18 protein-coding genes are annotated in these 18,508 nt (G+C 32.7%); 5 read left to right on the forward strand and 13 right to left on the reverse strand.

The genetic code is table 11. The annotated features are described in order from the left end of the window. Positions 1-2: 2 nt before the first annotated feature. The 5 genes from BUC09_RS08535 to BUC09_RS08555 all read right to left on the reverse strand — a co-directional run bounded on the left by BUC09_RS08535 (position 3) and on the right by BUC09_RS08555 (position 6,628). Positions 3-1,583: an FMN-binding glutamate synthase family protein gene (locus tag BUC09_RS08535; protein WP_073310608.1), complete on the reverse strand. Its 1,581-nt coding sequence runs from the start codon at positions 1,581-1,583 to the stop codon at positions 3-5. A 2-nt stretch (positions 1,584-1,585) separates the two neighbouring features. Beyond that, a complete protein-coding gene (locus tag BUC09_RS08540; RefSeq protein WP_073310610.1) occupies positions 1,586-3,178 on the reverse strand; it encodes an AMP-binding protein in 1,593 nt (530 codons plus the stop codon). A 25-nt stretch (positions 3,179-3,203) separates the two neighbouring features. Beyond that, the gene (locus tag BUC09_RS08545) at positions 3,204-5,198 is read right to left on the reverse strand and encodes an oxidoreductase (protein WP_234972537.1); all 1,995 of its coding nucleotides are present in this window, start codon (positions 5,196-5,198) and stop codon (positions 3,204-3,206) included. A 366-nt stretch (positions 5,199-5,564) separates the two neighbouring features. Next, positions 5,565-6,020, reverse strand: a complete 456-nt coding sequence (locus BUC09_RS08550; protein ID WP_073310614.1) for an SRPBCC domain-containing protein — start codon at positions 6,018-6,020, stop codon at positions 5,565-5,567. A 2-nt stretch (positions 6,021-6,022) separates the two neighbouring features. Further along, positions 6,023-6,628, reverse strand: a complete 606-nt coding sequence (locus BUC09_RS08555; protein ID WP_073310616.1) for a flavin reductase family protein — start codon at positions 6,626-6,628, stop codon at positions 6,023-6,025. 107 nt (positions 6,629-6,735) lie between these two features. On the opposite strand from BUC09_RS08555, the gene acs reads away from it, so the two are divergent. Continuing rightward, positions 6,736-8,643 carry an acetate--CoA ligase gene (gene acs, locus BUC09_RS08560; RefSeq protein WP_073310618.1) on the forward strand — a complete coding sequence of 636 codons (1,908 nt, stop codon included), beginning with the start codon at positions 6,736-6,738 and terminating at the stop codon, positions 8,641-8,643. A 26-nt stretch (positions 8,644-8,669) separates the two neighbouring features. Here the strand turns inward: acs and BUC09_RS08565 are convergent, their stop codons facing one another. From BUC09_RS08565 to BUC09_RS08575, 3 genes are all read right to left on the reverse strand, one after another. Then, positions 8,670-9,209, reverse strand: coding sequence for a 3'-5' exonuclease family protein (locus BUC09_RS08565; protein ID WP_073310620.1), 540 nt, complete (start codon positions 9,207-9,209; stop codon positions 8,670-8,672). A 3-nt stretch (positions 9,210-9,212) separates the two neighbouring features. Then, a complete protein-coding gene (locus BUC09_RS08570; RefSeq protein ID WP_073310622.1) occupies positions 9,213-11,120 on the reverse strand; it encodes a DUF294 nucleotidyltransferase-like domain-containing protein in 1,908 nt (635 codons plus the stop codon). Positions 11,121-11,236: 116 nt separating this feature from the next. Then, positions 11,237-12,775, reverse strand: a complete 1,539-nt coding sequence (locus BUC09_RS08575) for a DEAD/DEAH box helicase (protein ID WP_073310624.1) — start codon at positions 12,773-12,775, stop codon at positions 11,237-11,239. Between the two features lie 169 nt (positions 12,776-12,944). On the opposite strand from BUC09_RS08575, the gene BUC09_RS08580 reads away from it, so the two are divergent. The 3 genes from BUC09_RS08580 to BUC09_RS08590 are packed head-to-tail and all read left to right on the forward strand — an operon-like array spanning position 12,945 to position 15,134. Continuing rightward, positions 12,945-13,229 carry a DUF3817 domain-containing protein gene (locus tag BUC09_RS08580; RefSeq protein ID WP_073310626.1) on the forward strand — a complete coding sequence of 95 codons (285 nt, stop codon included), beginning with the start codon at positions 12,945-12,947 and terminating at the stop codon, positions 13,227-13,229. Continuing rightward, the gene (locus tag BUC09_RS08585; protein WP_073310628.1) at positions 13,222-14,484 is read left to right on the forward strand and encodes a mechanosensitive ion channel family protein; all 1,263 of its coding nucleotides are present in this window, start codon (positions 13,222-13,224) and stop codon (positions 14,482-14,484) included. The genes BUC09_RS08580 and BUC09_RS08585 overlap by 8 nt, the downstream gene beginning before the upstream one ends. A gap of 5 nt (positions 14,485-14,489) precedes the next feature. Beyond that, positions 14,490-15,134, forward strand: coding sequence for a murein L,D-transpeptidase catalytic domain-containing protein (locus BUC09_RS08590; protein ID WP_073310630.1), 645 nt, complete (start codon positions 14,490-14,492; stop codon positions 15,132-15,134). Here the strand turns inward: BUC09_RS08590 and BUC09_RS08595 are convergent. Then, positions 15,131-15,523, reverse strand: a complete 393-nt coding sequence (locus tag BUC09_RS08595) for an acyl-CoA thioesterase (RefSeq protein ID WP_073310632.1) — start codon at positions 15,521-15,523, stop codon at positions 15,131-15,133. The two genes, BUC09_RS08590 and BUC09_RS08595, sit on opposite strands and share 4 nt — an antisense overlap. A gap of 3 nt (positions 15,524-15,526) precedes the next feature. After that, positions 15,527-15,928 carry an NUDIX domain-containing protein gene (locus tag BUC09_RS08600; RefSeq protein WP_073311307.1) on the reverse strand — a complete coding sequence of 134 codons (402 nt, stop codon included), beginning with the start codon at positions 15,926-15,928 and terminating at the stop codon, positions 15,527-15,529. Between the two features lie 89 nt (positions 15,929-16,017). On the opposite strand from BUC09_RS08600, the gene BUC09_RS08605 reads away from it, so the two are divergent. Beyond that, complete coding sequence (locus BUC09_RS08605; RefSeq protein ID WP_073311308.1) at positions 16,018-16,416, forward strand: glyoxalase; 399 nt, start codon at positions 16,018-16,020, stop codon at positions 16,414-16,416. On the opposite strand, the gene BUC09_RS08610 is transcribed toward BUC09_RS08605, so the two are convergent. The 3 genes from BUC09_RS08610 to hisF are packed head-to-tail and all read right to left on the reverse strand — an operon-like array spanning position 16,413 to position 18,507. Beyond that, the gene (locus BUC09_RS08610; protein WP_073310634.1) at positions 16,413-17,078 is read right to left on the reverse strand and encodes a DUF2461 domain-containing protein; all 666 of its coding nucleotides are present in this window, start codon (positions 17,076-17,078) and stop codon (positions 16,413-16,415) included. The two genes, BUC09_RS08605 and BUC09_RS08610, sit on opposite strands and share 4 nt — an antisense overlap. A gap of 44 nt (positions 17,079-17,122) precedes the next feature. Beyond that, positions 17,123-17,722: a bifunctional phosphoribosyl-AMP cyclohydrolase/phosphoribosyl-ATP diphosphatase HisIE gene (gene hisIE / locus BUC09_RS08615; protein ID WP_073310636.1), complete on the reverse strand. Its 600-nt coding sequence runs from the start codon at positions 17,720-17,722 to the stop codon at positions 17,123-17,125. A 29-nt stretch (positions 17,723-17,751) separates the two neighbouring features. Next, positions 17,752-18,507: an imidazole glycerol phosphate synthase subunit HisF gene (hisF, locus tag BUC09_RS08620; protein WP_073310638.1), complete on the reverse strand. Its 756-nt coding sequence runs from the start codon at positions 18,505-18,507 to the stop codon at positions 17,752-17,754. Position 18,508: the final 1 nt, after the last annotated feature.

An 18,508-nucleotide genomic window follows, 5' to 3' on the forward strand; every position in this document is an offset into this window, starting at 1 on the left:
TTTTAAAATTGATTGGCAGATGCTTTCTTCCAAAAGTACAAATATTCTTTGGGAACTGTACTTTCGTTTAGTAAACAACCTGTTACAATTTCAGGATACATTTCATAATAGGTTTCAATTTTGGTACTTCCTGTTCGAGCACTAATAACAGTTCTGTCTACTTCATCTGGATGGCGTAATCCTGCTGAAGCCATCAACTCCATAGCGCTTTTAACGGTTTCATGTTGAAAGCGAGCTACACGAATACTTTTCTCTTCCGGAACTAAACCTTTTGTTAAACTAGGATCTTGTGTTGCAATACCTGTTGGACAAGTATTTTTATGACATTCTAATGCCTGGATACAGCCTAATGCAAACATCATTCCGCGAGCAGAATTGCAAACATCAGCACCAATTGATAAACATTTAATTATATCGAAGCCAGTAATTACTTTTCCGCTAGCTATAATCTTGATTTCATCTTTAATACCAAACCCATTCAAACAATCGTAAACAAAGGCTAATGCTTCACGCAACGGCATGCCCACATGATCGGAATATTCCTGTGGTGCTGCTCCAGTTCCGCCTTCACCACCATCAACGGTAATGAAATCAAAATACGTTTTTGTTTCCACCATTGCTTTACAAATGGATATAAACTCTGATTTGTTTCCTATACAAAGTTTCATTCCTATAGGTTTTCCTCCAGAACCCTGACGTAATAATTTTATGAATTCCATTAATTCCAGTGGAGTAGAGAAAGCCGAATGACGGGGTGGCGAAATAATGTCATTTCCCTTATTAACCAAACGAATGGTTGCAATTTCATCAGTAACTTTTTCTTTTGGTAAAATTCCACCATGACCTGGTTTTGCACCTTGGGAGAATTTCAACTCAATCATTTTTACATTATCTAAAGTGGCGCGTTTTGTATATTCATCATATGAAAACTTACCTTCTTTATCGCGACAACTAAAATAACCTGTTCCGATATTCCAAACAACATCACCACCTTGTAAATGATAAGGAGAAAGACCTCCTTCACCAGTATTATGATAAAAACCACCTTCTTTTGCACCATTGTTCAAGGCTATTATGGCATTCTTACTTAAAGAACCATAACTCATTGCACTTATATTGAACAAACTCGCCATATAGGGTTTTTCACATTGCGAAGAGCCTATCTTTACTTTTGGATTGGCGTCTATTTCTGCAAATGGTATAGCTTTAATACTATGATTGATCCATTTGTAACCAGTTTCATAAAGATTCAATTGAGTTCCAAAAGGCATCGTATCAATTTCTTTCTTACTTCTTTGATAAACAATACTTCTTTGCAAACGATTAAATGGCTTTCCATCTGTATCGGTTTCTATAAAGTATTGACGCATTTCTGGACCAATTGATTCTAACAAATAACGCATTCTTCCAAGTAATGGAAAATTACGGCGAATCGTTTGCTTGGCTTGATACATATCGTAAATGCCCATGATTACTAAAGGGACAAATGTTAGAAGTAATAAGCTAAACTTCCAGTTTACAAAAATTAGCATTGCCGTTAAAGACAAGATTGTAAAACTTATTACTAAAAATGCTTTTCTCATAACTATTGTTTTAATTTAAATCGTTGAATTTTTCCCGTTTCCGTTTTAGGCAAAACATCGATAAAATTTATTATTCTTGGATATTTATATGGTGCAGCTACTTCCTTGAACCATTGCTGAATAGATTTTGCTAATTCATCTGTTGCTTTATCTTTTTCTTTCAAAACAATGTGAGCGCACACCAGCATCCCACGCTCTTCATCAGGCAATCCAACAACTGCACATTCTTGAACTTCTTCATGTGTTAAAAGTACACTTTCTACTTCAATTGCTGCAATATTATACCCAGATGAAATAATCATATCATCACCACGAGCAACAAACCAAAAGTAACCTTCTTCATCTTGACGAAAAATATCACCAGTTAGGTTCCAGCCGTTTTCTACATATTCACGTTGTTTTTCTTCTCGATTAAGATATTTACATCCAGTAATCCCTCTAACGGCTAATCGTCCGGATTCATTTCTTGGAACTTCATTACCTTGAGTATCGATAATTTTAGCTTCGTATCCTGTTATGGCAACTCCTGTTGAACCAGGTTTCATATTCGATTCATTGGAAGAAATAAAAATATGAAGCATTTCGGTAGCGCCGATGCCATCAATAATTTTTAATCCTGTAGTATGATACCAGTCTTCCCAAACCTTTAATGGCAAGGTTTCTCCAGCTGACACACATTTGCGTAAACTTGAAATATCAAAATCATTTGCTTTAGAAGTTAAAACTCTCCAAGCTGTTGGTGCTGTAAAACAAGTTGTTACTTTATAATCTTGAATTGCCTGTAACAGTAAATCCGGAGTTGGTTTTTCAATTAAAAAAGTTGAAGCTCCAAAATACATAGGAAACAATACTAAACCACCCAAACCAAAAGTAAACCCTAGAGGTGGACTTCCTGTAAAAATATCATTTGGAGTAGGTTGTAACGAATATTGTGGAAAAGCTTCGCAAATATTCAACACATCTTTATGAAAATGTGCTGTCATTTTTGGCAATCCTGTTGTTCCGGAAGTAAAGCCAATTAAAGCAATACTATCGGATTTTGTATGATAATTGGAGTAGGATTTTGGTTTGTTTTGCATCAAATCTTCCAACTCTGCATTTTTGTAATAACAGGTTTTCTTTAAAAATGGAGATTTTACCAATTCCATTTCTTCTGCTAAAGAACTGTCACATAAAACATGAGAGATTTTCGCACAGTCGATAATGGTTGTCAGTTCTTTGGAACGTAGTAAAGGCATAGTAGCCACCACAATTCCGCCAGCTTTTAGGATCGCATACCAACAAGCAACCATCATAGGATTGTTTGCTGAACGAATTAAAACGCGATTTCCTGATTTTAGTCCTAAATCTTCCGTCAAAACATGAGCAATCTGATTCGCTTTCTCAAACAAATCATTATAGGTCCAGCGTTCTTCAAAAGTCTGAATACAAACCGCGTCGCCGTGACCATTTTGAATATGATAATCCAACAAGCGCTCCACGCAGTTAAGCATTTCCGGGCGGTTGAATTGTGGTAAATCCAAAAAAGCATAATCCGGTTGTAAAGCCAGATTTGGTAAACTATTGTGAGCGAAATTATCTTCGTAATGTTTCATTGTTGCTAAGTTGAAATCTTCTAAACTATGCTTTTTTATGACTCTCCGGTTTTAAAGCTTTTTTCATGCCTTCAACCATTTTGCGTTCTGATGCTTGTAACGGGTACAAATGCGTGGTTCCAGCCATATATTGTTGTGGAATATCTGTAGGTCTGAAATTCTCGTAGGCTTGCGCATTTCTAACAAAATAAGGATCCAGTAACAATGGTCTTCCTAAAGAAACCAAATCGGCGCGTCCGTTTAATAAGATGGTATTGATTTGGTCAATATCCTGAATGTAGCCGGCTGTTATTGTTGGAATATGAACCGTATTTCTCACCATGTCGGAGAACGGCGTTTGCCACATTCTTCCTGTTTGTGGTTTTTGATTTGCTACGGTATTTCCGGTTGAAACGCTAATAATGTCTGCTCCAGCTGCTTTGAATGCTTCGGAAATTGCGATAACATCTTCTTCTGAAATTCCGTTTTCTGCCCAATCTGAGGCGGAGATTCGAACGGACATCGGTTTGTTTTGCGGAAGGGCTTCTCGCATTGCCGAAAATACGCGAATTGGGAATTTTAAACGGTTTTCTACACTTCCACCAAATTCATCGGTTCTAATATTGGTTAACGGAGAAAGGAAAGAAGCTAATAAAAAGCCATGGTGGGCTTGTAACTCAATCATGTCGAAACCGGCTGCATCTGCATTTTTGGTTGCCTGAACGAATTCAGAAATAATCTGATTCATATCGTCCAAAGTCATTTCTTTTGGAGTTGCCAGTTTTTCGTTGAATGGAATAGGAGAGGCGGAAAGCAATTGCCAAGGATTCCCAATCGGCTCTGAACCACCTTCCCAAGGTTTGTTTGTAGCTCCTTTTCTTCCGGAATGTCCTAATTGAATTCCTATTTTGGTTTGTGTATTTTGATGGATAAAATCAGTAATTCGTTTCCAGCTAACTATCTGTTCTTGTGAATATAAACCTGCACAACTTGGAGTAATTCTTCCAGTCTCAGATATTGCAGTCATCTCGGTAATTATTAATCCAACACCGCCAATGGCTCGGCTGGTATAATGTTGAAAATGCCAATCGTTCACAATACCATTTTCAGCGGAATATTGTCCCATTGGTGACATTACAATTCGGTTTTGCAGTGTCATTTCTCTTAGTTGGAAAGGGGTAAAAGCTGCAGGAGTTTTAGCATCAATACCAATTTTCGCATTGAATTCCGACAATACTTTTGCAGGATAGGAAGTATCGCGAATCGCTAAATTTTCAAAGGTAACTTTCTTAGAACGAGTCATCACCCCAAAAGCAAATTGCTGAAAATCGTGCTGAACGTGACGATCCATATGTTCAAACCAATCTAAGGAAACGTTAGCGGCGTGCTGAATCATTTCCACACGGTTTCTTCGGGATTGCTCGTATTGTTCAAAAGCGGCTGAAACGTTATTTTGATTCGCCACCACAGCATCTGATAATGCAATTGCACATTCCATCGCTAATTTAGTTCCAGAACCAATTGAATAATGCGCTGTAGCTTTTGAGTCGCCTAACAAAACAATATTGTCTTTCGACCATTTTTCGTTGGTAACATGTGGAAACTGGCGCCAATGTGATTTATTGGTAATTAACGGATGTCCGTCCAATTCTTCTTTAAATATTTGGGCGATTTTTTCAATGGTATCTTGTTCGTTGGTTACTTCAAAACTAGCTTTTTCCCATGTTTCGTTCGAACATTCGAAAATCCAGGTACTCATTCCTGCTTCGTATTGATAGGTGTGCGCTACAAAAGTTCCGAATTCTGTTGTTCTGAAGAAATAGGTAAATGCGTCCAGTGGTTTCGTTGAACCCAACCAAACAAAACGGTTTTTCTGAAGTGCAACTTTAGTGCCGAAATCTGCAGCAAATTGCGTTCGGATAGCACTTCCGATTCCGTCTGAAGCTACAATAATATCGCTGTCTTTAAATTGTGACAAATCAGTAACATCGGCTTCAAAATGAAGATTTACACCTTCTTCCGTACAACGTTGCTGTAACAACTGTAATAAAGTTTTACGGGAACAACCGCAGAATCCGTTACCGAAAACACTAACGTTTTCGCCGTCGCGAGCCACTACAATATCGTCCCAATAGGCGAACTTGCTTCTGATTAATTCGTACGATTCGGTGTCGCGAGTAAGGAATTCTCCTAAAGTTTCATCGGAAAACACTACACCAAAACCGAAACTGTCATCGGCTTTATTGCGTTCGTAAACATCAATTTGACAGTTAGGAATTGCTTTTTTGGTTAATATGGAAAAGTAGAGACCTCCTGGGCCGCCACCGATTACTGTTATTTTCATTTTTTAAAAGAACGCAGATCTTACAGAGTCACAGATGTGAAACGCGGATGCCACGAATTTTTATTATTTGTTCATAAAATCAAAGGAACCTTTTCTAAGGTTGATTCCGTATTCTAAATAAGTTTTCAAACAAGCTAAAAAGTTTGACCAGCCAAACGAATTGCCTGATAACCATTTTAAACCGGTTTCGTCGTTTTCCATGTCTTTTTCGGAAATGGAAACTAAGGTTGAATTGTTTAAACTTTCTGACAAAGTGATTTCCACCAATAATTCTTTACCTGAGTTCTCCCAGTAATAGGAGATGTAGTTGTCTTTTTCAATTTTCCCCACGCGAACAGGACATTCGAAATCGAATTCTGGGAACTTCCATATTAGATTTTTACCTTCTTCCATTCGTCCGGTGCTTTCTGAAATGAAATAATGGGTCATTTTTTCAGGTTTGACAATCGCTTCAAATACCTCGTTCATTGGTTTTTGAATTTGCATTGCTACATTGATTTCTAATTTTTGCTGACTCATGATTATCCTCTTTTTATGGAAAATATTTCTCCTAATTTTGAATAATTTGATCCTGCCAAACGCGCTACAGGTTTGAAGGTTTCAAGGTTAATTCGGTCGTTTTCCATCAGAATAGAATCGTCAATATGCATGGCCAGAATTTTTCCGATTACGACTACAGCGCCACCATTTTTATGATCTTCCAGAAAATAATAATGTACCATTTCGCATTCAAAATGCACCAAACTTTCCTTAACTCTTTTAGGTTTTACGTAGATTGAATCAATAGGAGTGAGCCCGGCAAGTTCAAATTCATCGATATTTGGGTCAACTTGCTGTGCAGTTATATTCATTTTTTCAACGACATCTTCGGTTACCAGATTAACAACAAATTGGTTGTTGTTTAGTACATTGTTAAGTGTGTCTTTGTTTTTATCACCTGTTCGCACAGTTGAGAACATAACATGCGGTGGATCTTCACCTACAGCATTAAAAAAAGAAAATGGCGCCAGATTATTTACATCATTACCATCAACAGTAGAAATCCATCCAATCGGTCTTGGAATTACAGTTCCGGTTAGTAGTTTATACAAGGTTGAAGCATCCGTATTTTTGGTATCGAATTGCATTGTTTTGTTTAGTTGGTTTTCTACAAATTAACTAAAAAAATATCCAATTTGAAATAGATATATGTTGAAGTTCTTTTTAAATTTACCGAATATCAAAAACATTTACCATGAGTTACTATAGAATTGAAAATCTAGAGCATTATTTTAAAATGTATAAGAAGTCAGTACGAGAACCCCGTAAATTTTGGGACAAAGTGGCTGATGAAAACTTTACATGGTATCAAAAATGGGACAAAGTTTTTGATTTTGATATGCAAGAAGCTCAATTTAAGTGGTTTTTAGATGCCAAAGTAAATATTACTAAAAATTGCATTGACCGTCATTTAGCTCGAAAAGGAGAAAAAACAGCGATAATTTTTGAACCTAATAATCCTGATGAAGAAGCTCTACATATAACATATAATGAATTATATAAAAGAGTTTCTAAAATGGCTAATGTACTACGCGATCAAGGGATTAAAAAAGGAGATAGAGTTTGTATCTATCTACCTATGATACCTGAATTAGCTGTTGCAGTTTTAGCTTGCGCTAGAATTGGTGCAATACACTCTGTAATTTTTGCTGGATTTTCAGCATCAGCGGTAACAGCTAGAATAAATGATTGTGAATGTAAAATGGTTATAACTTCAGATGGAGGATATAGAGGAAATAAGACTATAAACCTTAAATCAATTGTTGATGAAGCATTAGATAAATGTCCTTCAGTTGATAAAGTTTTAGTTGTTAAAAGAACAAATGAGGAAGTCGAAATGAAACCTGGTAGAGACATTTGGTTACAACCATTATTAAATGAAGCTCTAGATACTAATATTGCGGAAATCATGGATTCTGAAGATCCTTTATTTATTTTATATACTTCAGGATCGACTGGTAAACCTAAGGGAATGCTACATACTACGGCTGGTTATATGGTATATACGGGCTATACTTTTAAAAATGTTTTTAACTACGAAGAAAATGATGTTTTTTGGTGTACGGCTGATATAGGTTGGATTACGGGTCACTCTTATATTTTATACGGACCATTATTGAATGGTGCTACTACTGTAATTTTTGAAGGAATTCCATCATATCCAGATTTTAGTCGTTTTTGGGAAGTAATAGAAAAACATAAAGTAACTCAGTTTTACACAGCGCCAACAGCCATTAGATCTTTAGCAAAAGAAAGTATTGATTATGTTCAAAAATTCCCAATGAAATCATTGAAAGTAATTGGATCGGTTGGAGAACCAATTAACGATGAAGCATGGCATTGGTATAATGATCATGTAGGAGGGAAGCGATGTCCATTAGTAGATACTTGGTGGCAAACTGAAACTGGAGGAATTATGTTATCACCTATTCCTTTTGTAACACCTACAAAACCTACATATGCGACCTTACCATTACCAGGAATTCAACCTGTTTTGATGGATGAATTGAGAAATGAAATTGAAGGTAATCAAGTTGTGGGAAGTTTATGCATTAAGTTTCCATGGCCAAGTATTGCAAGGACTATTTGGGGAGATCATCAACGTTATAAAGAAACTTACTTCTCAGCTTATCCTGGTAAATACTTTACAGGTGATGGAGCATTAAGAGATGAAGTAGGTTACTACAGAATTACTGGTAGGGTAGATGATGTAATAATTGTTTCGGGACATAATTTAGGTACAGCTCCTATTGAAGATTCGATTAACGAACATCCAGCAATTGCAGAAAGCGCCATTGTAGGATTTCCTCATGATATAAAAGGTAATGCTCTTTATGGTTTTATTATCCTAAAAGAAACAGGAGAAACTAGAGACCGTGATAACTTATCAAAAGAAATTAATCAGATTATTACAGATCAAATAGGACCAATTGCAAAATTAGATAAAATTCAATTTGTAAGTGGTTTGCCTAAAACGCGTTCTGGTAAAATTATGCGAAGAATACTTCGTAAAATAGCAGAAGGAGATTTTTCTAATTTTGGTGATACATCAACACTTTTAAATCCTGAAGTAATTGATGAAATTAAAGACAATAGAATTTAATAAAAAAGCCCTTTTGAAGGGCTTTTTTATTCTATATTAAGACGAGATTTAAGCTTTAAAAAAAGTAATGCAATTGTAAAGGCATCATCAGCATTTGAGTTCTTATCAGCTTGAGTTATTTTATAATTTGATACAATCTCATTTAAAGATATTGGCTTATCTTCATGAATGTCAAAGAATTTTTTATGCATAATCTCAATATCCAATGCTTCATTTTTCAATCGGCCACAATTAATTTTACTTAAAGATTCATTAATCATTTCAACATCTAAATAAATGCGATGTCCAATTAAAGTTGCATTTCCAATGTATTCTATAAATTTTTGAATAGCATCAGCTTCAGTTTCAAAATCATTCATCGAAAACTCTAAATGATCATTGACTATAATATTTTGATCTACAATTCCTATAGCTGCAAAAGATAGTATTACATTTTTCTTAGGATTTGTTCCTGATGTCTCTAAAGTTAGAGCTACATATCTTTTTGATTTTTCTTCAAATAATGAAATGTATTCTTTCCAAAAATCAGGATAGTCTTTACCAATATGTTTTAACCAATCAAGCATTGTTTATGAAAATTGTGTTAACTGAAAACGATCTTTAATAATTTCTTCTAAATTATCCATGGCGTGTAGAGCTTGTTTTAGCTTTTCTTTATCAGATTTTGATAGTTCATCTATGTCTATAAAACTTCCGTCACTATCATTTTTTAAACCTTCAATAGTTCTAATTCTTGATAAGAATAAAAACGATTCAGCACATTCAAGATAAATTTCTGCATGTGCTTCATCTGTAATGGCTAGTTGTTTAAATCTTAGGTATGTATTATTTATACCTTTTATTCCCATATTCATTACAAACAATCTTGCACCATCAATTAAAGGCATAAGAGCTTTTGTTTTTATGTTAAATTTACCCTTATGTTCACCTTCTTCTTCTAAATTAAATTTTTTGAAAAAGTTTAAAGGAGCTGGTTTTTTTAAAGCATCATTTCCTAAATAATCATAGAAAAGAACACTGTTTTTAGCATTTTTAAAGATATTTTCTGTAATTTCAGTTTCTATTTTTGGATCACCAAAAGCCAATTCATAGTCAAAATAAATAGTGAAAATTTCATTTGATGTTTCGCCAGGTGTATTGATCCAACTATTATATTGTTTAATCCATTCAGATAATGATTTACATAAATTAGGATTACTAGCTACATGACCATAAGCACTATGTTTGTATCCAGCTTGTTCAAGCATAGTTGAAGATTTTTTAGCTAATTGCACAAAATAATCTTTTACATCTCTATATTTTTCAGCTTCAACATCCTGGAAAACTAGAATACTATTATGATCTGTATATAATAATTGTTCCTTTCTTCCTTCACTTCCAGTACTTAAAAAAGCAAATGGGACAGGAGGGGAGCCTAATTCTAAAATAGCGATTTCAACACTTCTTCTGACAATTGATAAAATAACTTCACCAGCAATGGCATTAATATGGTTAAGAGGAATGTTTTTAGATATAGAAGTGTTTATAATTTCATCTAAATTTTGCCTTACATTTTTTAATTCATTACCCGAAATAGCTCTTTTGATTTCTTTTAAAAGCACACCAGGATTATTGGCCTGTGCGTTAATTAAATCTTTTTGAGATATAATTCCTTTTACAAGAGTTGAAGTAGTTCCATCTTCTGTAACACATAAATGATTCAAATTATGAGTAATCATAACCAGTTGCGCTTCTGCAAGAGAAATATTTTCAGGTACAGTAAGTACTGGGAAACTCATTATATTTTCAATATTTGATTGAATACCATGCTTTCCAGTTGCTACTTTCATTCTAAAATCTGCATCAGTTACAATACCTTTAACTAAATCATTTTCAACGATTAAAGCACTTTCTAGTAAATTATCACTCATTAAAATAGCAACTTCCTTTATAGAAGTTTGGGCATTAACTTTTAAAGGGCTTTTATTATAAGAAAGTGTTTGAAAAAAAGAAACATCAGCTTGATTTTCATTCGGATTTGAATAGGAAACTATTCTGTTGGTGTTCTCTTTATCATTACGAGAGTTAGTTGCGAAACTTTCCAATAAAAAATTTAAAACATCTTGATTTTGAGATACAAAAGGTTTAAAAGAATCTATAGGAATCGCGTATATGATACTTTCTTCACGAGCTTTTGCAGTCATTTGATAATTATTTTTGGAGAAAAACGGACGTAAACCAAAAATATCTCCTGAATAACATTTATTTAGTAAAGCTTCTTCAGCATCTGAAATAACCGTAAGATGAACAACACCTTGATTAACTACATAAAAACATTCATGTAAAACTTCATCAATTTTAAATAAAGTTTTTTCTTTTTCTAAACTTAATACACGTATAGATTCAGCTATTTTTTTTAATTCCTCAAAACTTAAGTAATTGAATGGCTTAAAATCTTTTAAAAAAAGTGCTATATGTTCAGCAATTGAATTCTTCATGGAATATAAATTATCAGGTAGTGTAAAAATAAACACATTTTTTATAAGAACGAAGGTATCTTTAAAATATTCTATTTTACATAATATAAATTATAGTTCAAAAGTATGTGTTTAAATTAATCAGCCATGCTGAACAATTTCTCTCTCAATTTACGACCAATGGCTATTTGAAGATTCTTTCTATATTCTTCCATTAACCAGTCTCTGTAATTCTTCGTAGAATTAGCCAAACATCTGCAGAAAACTTTTACGCGATAATTTGCTGATTCTTCTAAATATTTAGCCAATTTTTTTGCTTCATTTAAATCTTCAGAATTTTCAACACACATTATCGCATGTTGATCAATTGATTCATCAATTACAAATTTTGGTCTTAAGTTTTTAGATAATGCTTTTTTAAATTCTTCTTCAACATCAAAATCAACATTCAATGAATTTTTGAATTTTTCTCTAATTTCGGGTGGCATTTCGTATTTAAAATGCATTTCAATTTCTGCATCTTCACGAAGATTATCTAAATAATATTCTGGAGATTTAAATATATGCTGCCAGTCAACCGGCTCATTCCATAAACCAAATCTAGCAGCGTTGTTACCTAAATCGATTATTGAAAATTCTTTCTTATTTGGCAACAACCTTGAACCACGACCAATCATTTGAAAATAAAGTGTCAATGATTTTGTGGCACGATTTATAATAATAGTTTCTACCGAAGGTTCGTCGAATCCAGTAGTCAAAATCCCAACAGATGTTAAAATTGCATCTGGAGTATGTTTAAACCATCTTAAAATTTCTTTTCTTTCTTCGGCTGGTGTTGTATTATCAAGATGTCGTATTGTATATCCAGCTTCACGAAAAGTATCATGGACATACAATGATGTATGAATACCGTTATTAAAAATTAATGTTTTTTTTCCTTTAGATTGTTCTTCATATGCCGCTAATAATTTGCTTTGCATATCTAACTGAGAATACAATTCATCTGAAGATTTTACTGTGTAATCTCCATTAATTCCCACTTTTAAACTAGACAATCCTACATCATAACTATAAGTATTTGCTTTTGCCAGAAATCCGTTTTGAATTAATTTATTGATAGGATCTCCAACTATAAGCTCTTTATAGTTTTCATACATTGGTAGCTTAATATTCGAACTCAATGGTGTTGCCGTAACACCTAGAATAAAAGAGTTTTTAAAAGAATTTAATAGTTTTCTAAAAGAATTATAATGAGCCTCATCTATAATAACTAATCCAACATTATCTATTTGAAGTTTTTCATCATTTAATCTATTCTTAAGGGTTTCTACCATAGCCACAAAACATGAATAATCATGCTGATCAGGTAGTTCTTTTACCTTAGAATTGATAATTTTATTTTTAACGCCAAAACTACTAAGCATTTTTGAGGTTTGCTTACATAATTCTATACGATGAGTTAAAACAACAACTTTTTTGTTGTGATTTTCTAGATATCGCCTTACAATTTCAGAGAAAATTACTGTCTTTCCTCCTCCTGTGGGCAATTGATAAAGTAAATGATAATTTTGAGGAACATTATCCATCTTATCAAAAATCGAATTTATGTCGCGTTTTTGATAATCATAAAGTTCTTTTTTCCCTTCAATTATGTCTTCAAAGGAGTCGTGTTGCATTGTTGTTTTTTTCAATTTTTGCAAAAGTACTGCTAAAAAAGTGTTATTCAGTACTTTTTCTAATAAATTTAATATTTATATAATTTTTAACTCATTTTAAAAGGTCAGTAAAGAATGACTTAATAAAAGATTTCGTTATTTTGCAAAATCAAATTTCCCTTATTATATTATGTTAAACTTATTTAGAAAAGTTGCCTTACTCGAAGGAGTTTCATATTTAGCTTTATTTGCGAATATGTTATTAATAAAACCAAATAACTTAGCCTTATACAAACAAATTCTTTTTCCTTTAGGAATGGCTCATGGGGTTTTGTTTATGGGTTATATTTTGCTCGCAATTTTGCTTAAAAAACCACAGAAATGGAATTTTAAAACCCTTGGAATAATATTAATAGCCTCACTTCTACCTTTTGGTACGTTTTACATAGAGAAGAAATATTTAAGAAATGCTTAAATTCACTGAGAAAATATTTGGTTGGTGCTTCAAATTACTGATGAAGTTAGACTTTAATGAGACATTAGCAGCTTATACTAGCTTAGTTGTTAATATCATAATTTTAGGTTTTATTTCATATTTAGTTTATATGGTTTCAAGATTTTTTCTTGTGACTATTATGGCAATTGTTGCTAAAAAAACCAAGACAAAATTTGATGACTTATTAGTTTCTAACGAAACTGCCAAGTATATTTCTCATTTGATTCCGCTTATTTACATCTATAAATCTGTTCCTGTTATTTTAGATGATTTTACTTCATGGGAAGCTATATTTTCTAGACTAGTTGCTGTTTATATAGTTGTTTTAACACTTTGGGTTATAAATTCGATATTAAAAGCTATACGTGACCATTTAAAAACCAAAAGTGAATATAGTGACAAGCCAATAGATAGTTATGTTCAAGTAATCATGATCTTATTATGGATACTTGGAATTACTATAATTGTTGCAAAAATATTTGATGTAGACCCTAATACTTTATTTAAAACAATTGGAGCTGTATCGGCAATTATTATATTGATTTTCAGAGATTCAATTTTAGGGTTTGTAGCTAGTGTGCAAGTATCTGTTAATGATATGATACGCATTGGCGATTGGATTACGATGGATAAATTTGGTGCCGATGGAGATGTTATTGAAATCAATCTATCAACTGTAAAGGTTAGAAACTTTGATCATACAACTACTACTATACCCACATACAGCCTAATATCAGATAGTTTTAGAAACTGGAGAGGAATGATTTCTTCTGATGGAAGAAGAATAAAACGTCATATATCAATTAAAACAAGTTCAATCAAATTTTTAAAAGAAGAGGAATTAGAAGCCTTTAAAAAAATTCATTTGTTAAAGAATTATATTGAAAAGAAGGAAAAAGACATAAACACCCATAATAAGACTCATAACATTGATAAGTCATTAGCAATCAATGGTAGAAATCTCACTAATTTAGGTTTGTTTAGAAAATATCTTACTGCTTATCTTGAAAACTACCCTGGTTTAAATAAAGATATGTTATTAATGGTAAGACACTTACAACCAACAGATAAAGGTATTCCTATTGAAATTTACGCTTTCTCTAAAGATAAGCGTTGGTTGAATTATGAGTACATCATGAGTGATATTTTTGATCATGTCATTGCATCTGTAAAATATTTTGACTTAGAAGTTTTTGAAATGCCTTCAGGTAAAAATGGTTTTAGTGAGGCTTGATATATATGAAGCTATTAGCAAAATACTTGATTATTCTTATTGCTTTTTTATTTTCCTTATTTTATGTACTTCAATACAAAGAGAATGTAAAAAAAGAAAACGAATCTCATTTAATTAAAACTGAAAAAGAAAATTTTAACAAAAGAATTAGTTTTGAGGCTAATAAAGTAAAAAAGCTTACTTCAAATAACGAATCATATAATCAAAAAATAATATTTCTGGTTGATATGAAAATACCTTCAAATAAAAATCGATTTTTTGTTTATAATTTAGAAAAAAACAAAATTTTAAACGAAGGCTTAGTAGCACATGGATCTGGTTCAGAAAAAAAGAAGAATTCTAAAGGTGAATTATTTTTTAGTAATGTAAATAATTCACTTTGCACTTCTCTTGGAAAATACGAAATCTTAAATAGTTATTCAGGTGAGTTTGGAAAAGCTTATAAATTAAAAGGATTAGATGAAACTAACAACAATGCTTATTTAAGAAACATTGTATTACATAAGTATAACAAAGTACCATTTGAAGAACAAAATACACCAATATGTCTTAGCTATGGTTGTCCAATGGTCAATGAGAAATTCTTTACGATACTTGAAAAGCTTATAGACAAATCTGATAAAAAGATTATACTAAATATTTATTATTAAGTATTCTGAATCCTATCTTTTACATATTCTACCTTAATTTTGCCATGTGCTTTAGGTTTTCCATCTTCTCCTAAGCTGACCATTGTGATGGTATCTATGGTAATGATGGTTTCTCGAGTCATCATATTGCGAACTTCACATTTTAAAATCAAAGAAGAGTTTCCAAATTTTACGACATCCAAACCAATTTCAACAATATCGCCTTGCTTTGCTGAACTTATGAAATTAATTTCCGACATATGTTTTGTCACAACTCTCGGGTTTTCTAGTTGAACAATAGAATACAACGCAGCTTCTTCATCTATCCATGCTAAAAGTTTACCTCCAAAAAGTGAATGGTTAGGGTTTAAATCTTCGGGTTTTACCCATTTTCTTGTGTGAAATCTCATATTTTATTTTTTTAATACTTTTTCAATTATTTCTTGATGATCAAATGCTAATTCAGGTAAATCGTTCATAGAAAACCAATATGCTTCTTTAGCATCATCTGCAGCGATTGCAATAGTGTTTTCAGGGACTTCTCCATAATAAGCTATCGATACAGTATGGCTACGAGGATCTCTAAATGGTTTTCCAAAAGCACCTATTTGAGTTAATTTATCAACTTTAACGGAAGTTTCTTCCAAGAGTTCTCTTTTAGCTGCATCTTCAAGATCTTCATTTTCATCAACAAAACCTCCTGGCAAAGCCCAACAATCTTTAAAAGGATCTTTCAAACGTTTAATTAGTAAAATTTTTGAGCTTTTGCATAAGACAATATCAACGGTGACGAATATTTTTGAGGTGTACATAATCAAGGTTTTCAACACTAATTTACTAATAACTTTTGAAAGTGAAATCTGATTCTGAAAGGATTTTTACTAAATTTAATAAAAAACAAAAAATGGATACCCGTGATGAAAAACTCCTAATTTTAAGGGGTGAAATTTTAGGAAATGTAAATGCACAATCGTCTTCTGAAGAGGCATTTCAAAATAAAACGATTCGTCCAATTTTAAAATTGCAAAACGACTTGTTTGTTCAAGTTTTTATTAATTATGCTGTTAAACAAAAGAATGTTTTTTTTAAACTAGCTCCGGAAAAAAAATTGGCTTACATAGAAAATGTGATTCAAAAAGACATCAAATTTCGTAATTCACTAAAAGGAATGATTATTGCTTTATTTACAATCGATGAATATACAGAATACATAAAAAATTCATCAAACTTGAATAAAAGAATGATGAATTTATTAATTGAACGATTGAAAAGCAATGTTCAAATATTAGAGGAAATAAATTAATAAATAGGTTCGCCGTTTAAATTTGTTCCAAGTACATCGCTCATGTAATCGAAAAATGAACGCATAGCTGCAAAAGTGACCAGTGCTTCTTCTTTAAAATTGGGACTAGTTACTTCTTTATCTGTAAAACGACGATAAACTAAATATTGCTTTTTTCGGATTAGATCTATGGCAGGATGTTCTTTGTCAAAATCCTTAGGGGCAGTTTTTAATTCAGCACCTTGTAAAGAACCAAAATACTTTTGAAAATTTTCTTCAGAGATAATGGAACGTATTTGAGTATCATCCAATTCAAATTCTTTTCTTATACGTTTCAAATCTTCTGTATTTGGTTCCCAAAATCCACCACCTATAAAGCTACCTCCAGGTTGAATGTGCAAATAATAGCCACCACGTAAATAAGGCTTTGCCCGATCATAACTCACACTGAAATTATTTTTATATGGTGTTTTATCTTTAGAAAATCGGATGTCTCTATAAATACGATGAATTTGCATTTTCTCCAGTTTGTCTTTCGCTGATAATCCGAGATTAATATCCTGAAAAAGTGATTTGATCACTTCCTGATGTTTTTCAAACTTTTTTTTGTTTTCATTAAACCAATCTCTATTATTATTATGGGCCAATTCAGATAGAAAATCCAATTCTGCTTTTGAAATCATTTTTTATTTTTAAAAATACCAAAATTCCATCAGTATCTCCAAAATTATTTAGTTCTTTGCTTCAAAACTTTGATGACATCCTCTAGTTTAAATCCTTTGGCTTGTAAAAGAATTAAGTAATGAAAAAGCAAGTCGGCACTTTCATTTAAAAAAAGAGTATCATTATTGTCTTTTGCCTCAATCACAACCTCTACAGCTTCCTCTCCTACTTTTTGTGCTATTTTATTAATTCCTTTTTCAAATAAAGAAGCTACATAGCTTTTATCTGCATTGAAATTATTTTTACGGTCTTCAATTACCGCTTCCAATGTGGTTAAAAACCCAAAAACATTTTTATTTTTTTCCTGCCAGCACGTATCCGCTCCCGTATGGCATGTTGGTCCAACAGGCTTTACTTTAATAAGCAAAGTATCTTCATCACAATCATTTAGAATGGTAACCAATTCAAGAAAATTACCACTCTCCTCCCCTTTTGTCCATAATCTGTTTTTAGAACGCGAAAAGAAAGTTACTTTTTTAGTCTCCAATGTTTTGTCTATTGCTTCCTGATTCATATAACCAAGCATCAAAACAGTTTTTGTTTCATTATCCTGAATTATTGCCGGTATCAATCCGTTTGTATATTTTGTAAAATCGAGGTTCATTTAGTTATAAATTATGAGTTATAAGTGATTTAAAGTCTCATTAAAATATTATTTGTTTTTAGATATTTTTTCAACGTTGGAATTTGAATTTCATCAAAATGAAAAACACTGGCTGCCAAAGCTGCATCAGCTTTTCCTCTTATAAATGTATCAAGAAAATGTTCTTTAGTTCCGGCACCACCTGAAGCAATAATTGGTATGTTAACTAAATCAGATAGTTTTGCTAAAGCATCGTTGGCAAAACCGTCATTTGTTCCGTCATTGTTCATGGAAGTAAAAAGAATTTCACCTGCACCACGTTGTTCAGCTTCTTTGGCCCAATCAAATAGGTTGATTGAAGTAGGCTGCTTGCCTCCTACCAAATGAACCATCCATTCTGCGTTTACTTTTTTTGCATCTATAGCCACTACAATGCACTGGCTTCCAAATTTAGCAGCCAACTCGTTGATGAGGCTTGGATTCTTGACTGCTGACGAATTTATGGAAACTTTGTCGGCTCCATTTTTTAAAAGAAGTTCAACATCTTCTATTGATGCAATGCCACCGCCAACAGTAAATGGGATATTAACCGCTTTAGCCACTTCTTTAACTAAAGGAATAAGCGTTTTTCTTCTTTCTTCTGTAGCAGAAATATCTAAAAAAACGAGTTCATCAGCGCCTTCCAATGAATATTTTTTAGCCAATTCAACAGGATCACCGGCATCACGAAGACCCACGAAATTGACTCCTTTTACAGTTCTTCCGTTTTTAATATCCAAACAAGGGATTATTCTTTTAGTGAGCATT

This window comes from Flavobacterium terrae (assembly GCF_900142035.1).
GTDB classification, from domain to species: Bacteria; Bacteroidota; Bacteroidia; order Flavobacteriales; family Flavobacteriaceae; genus Flavobacterium; species Flavobacterium terrae.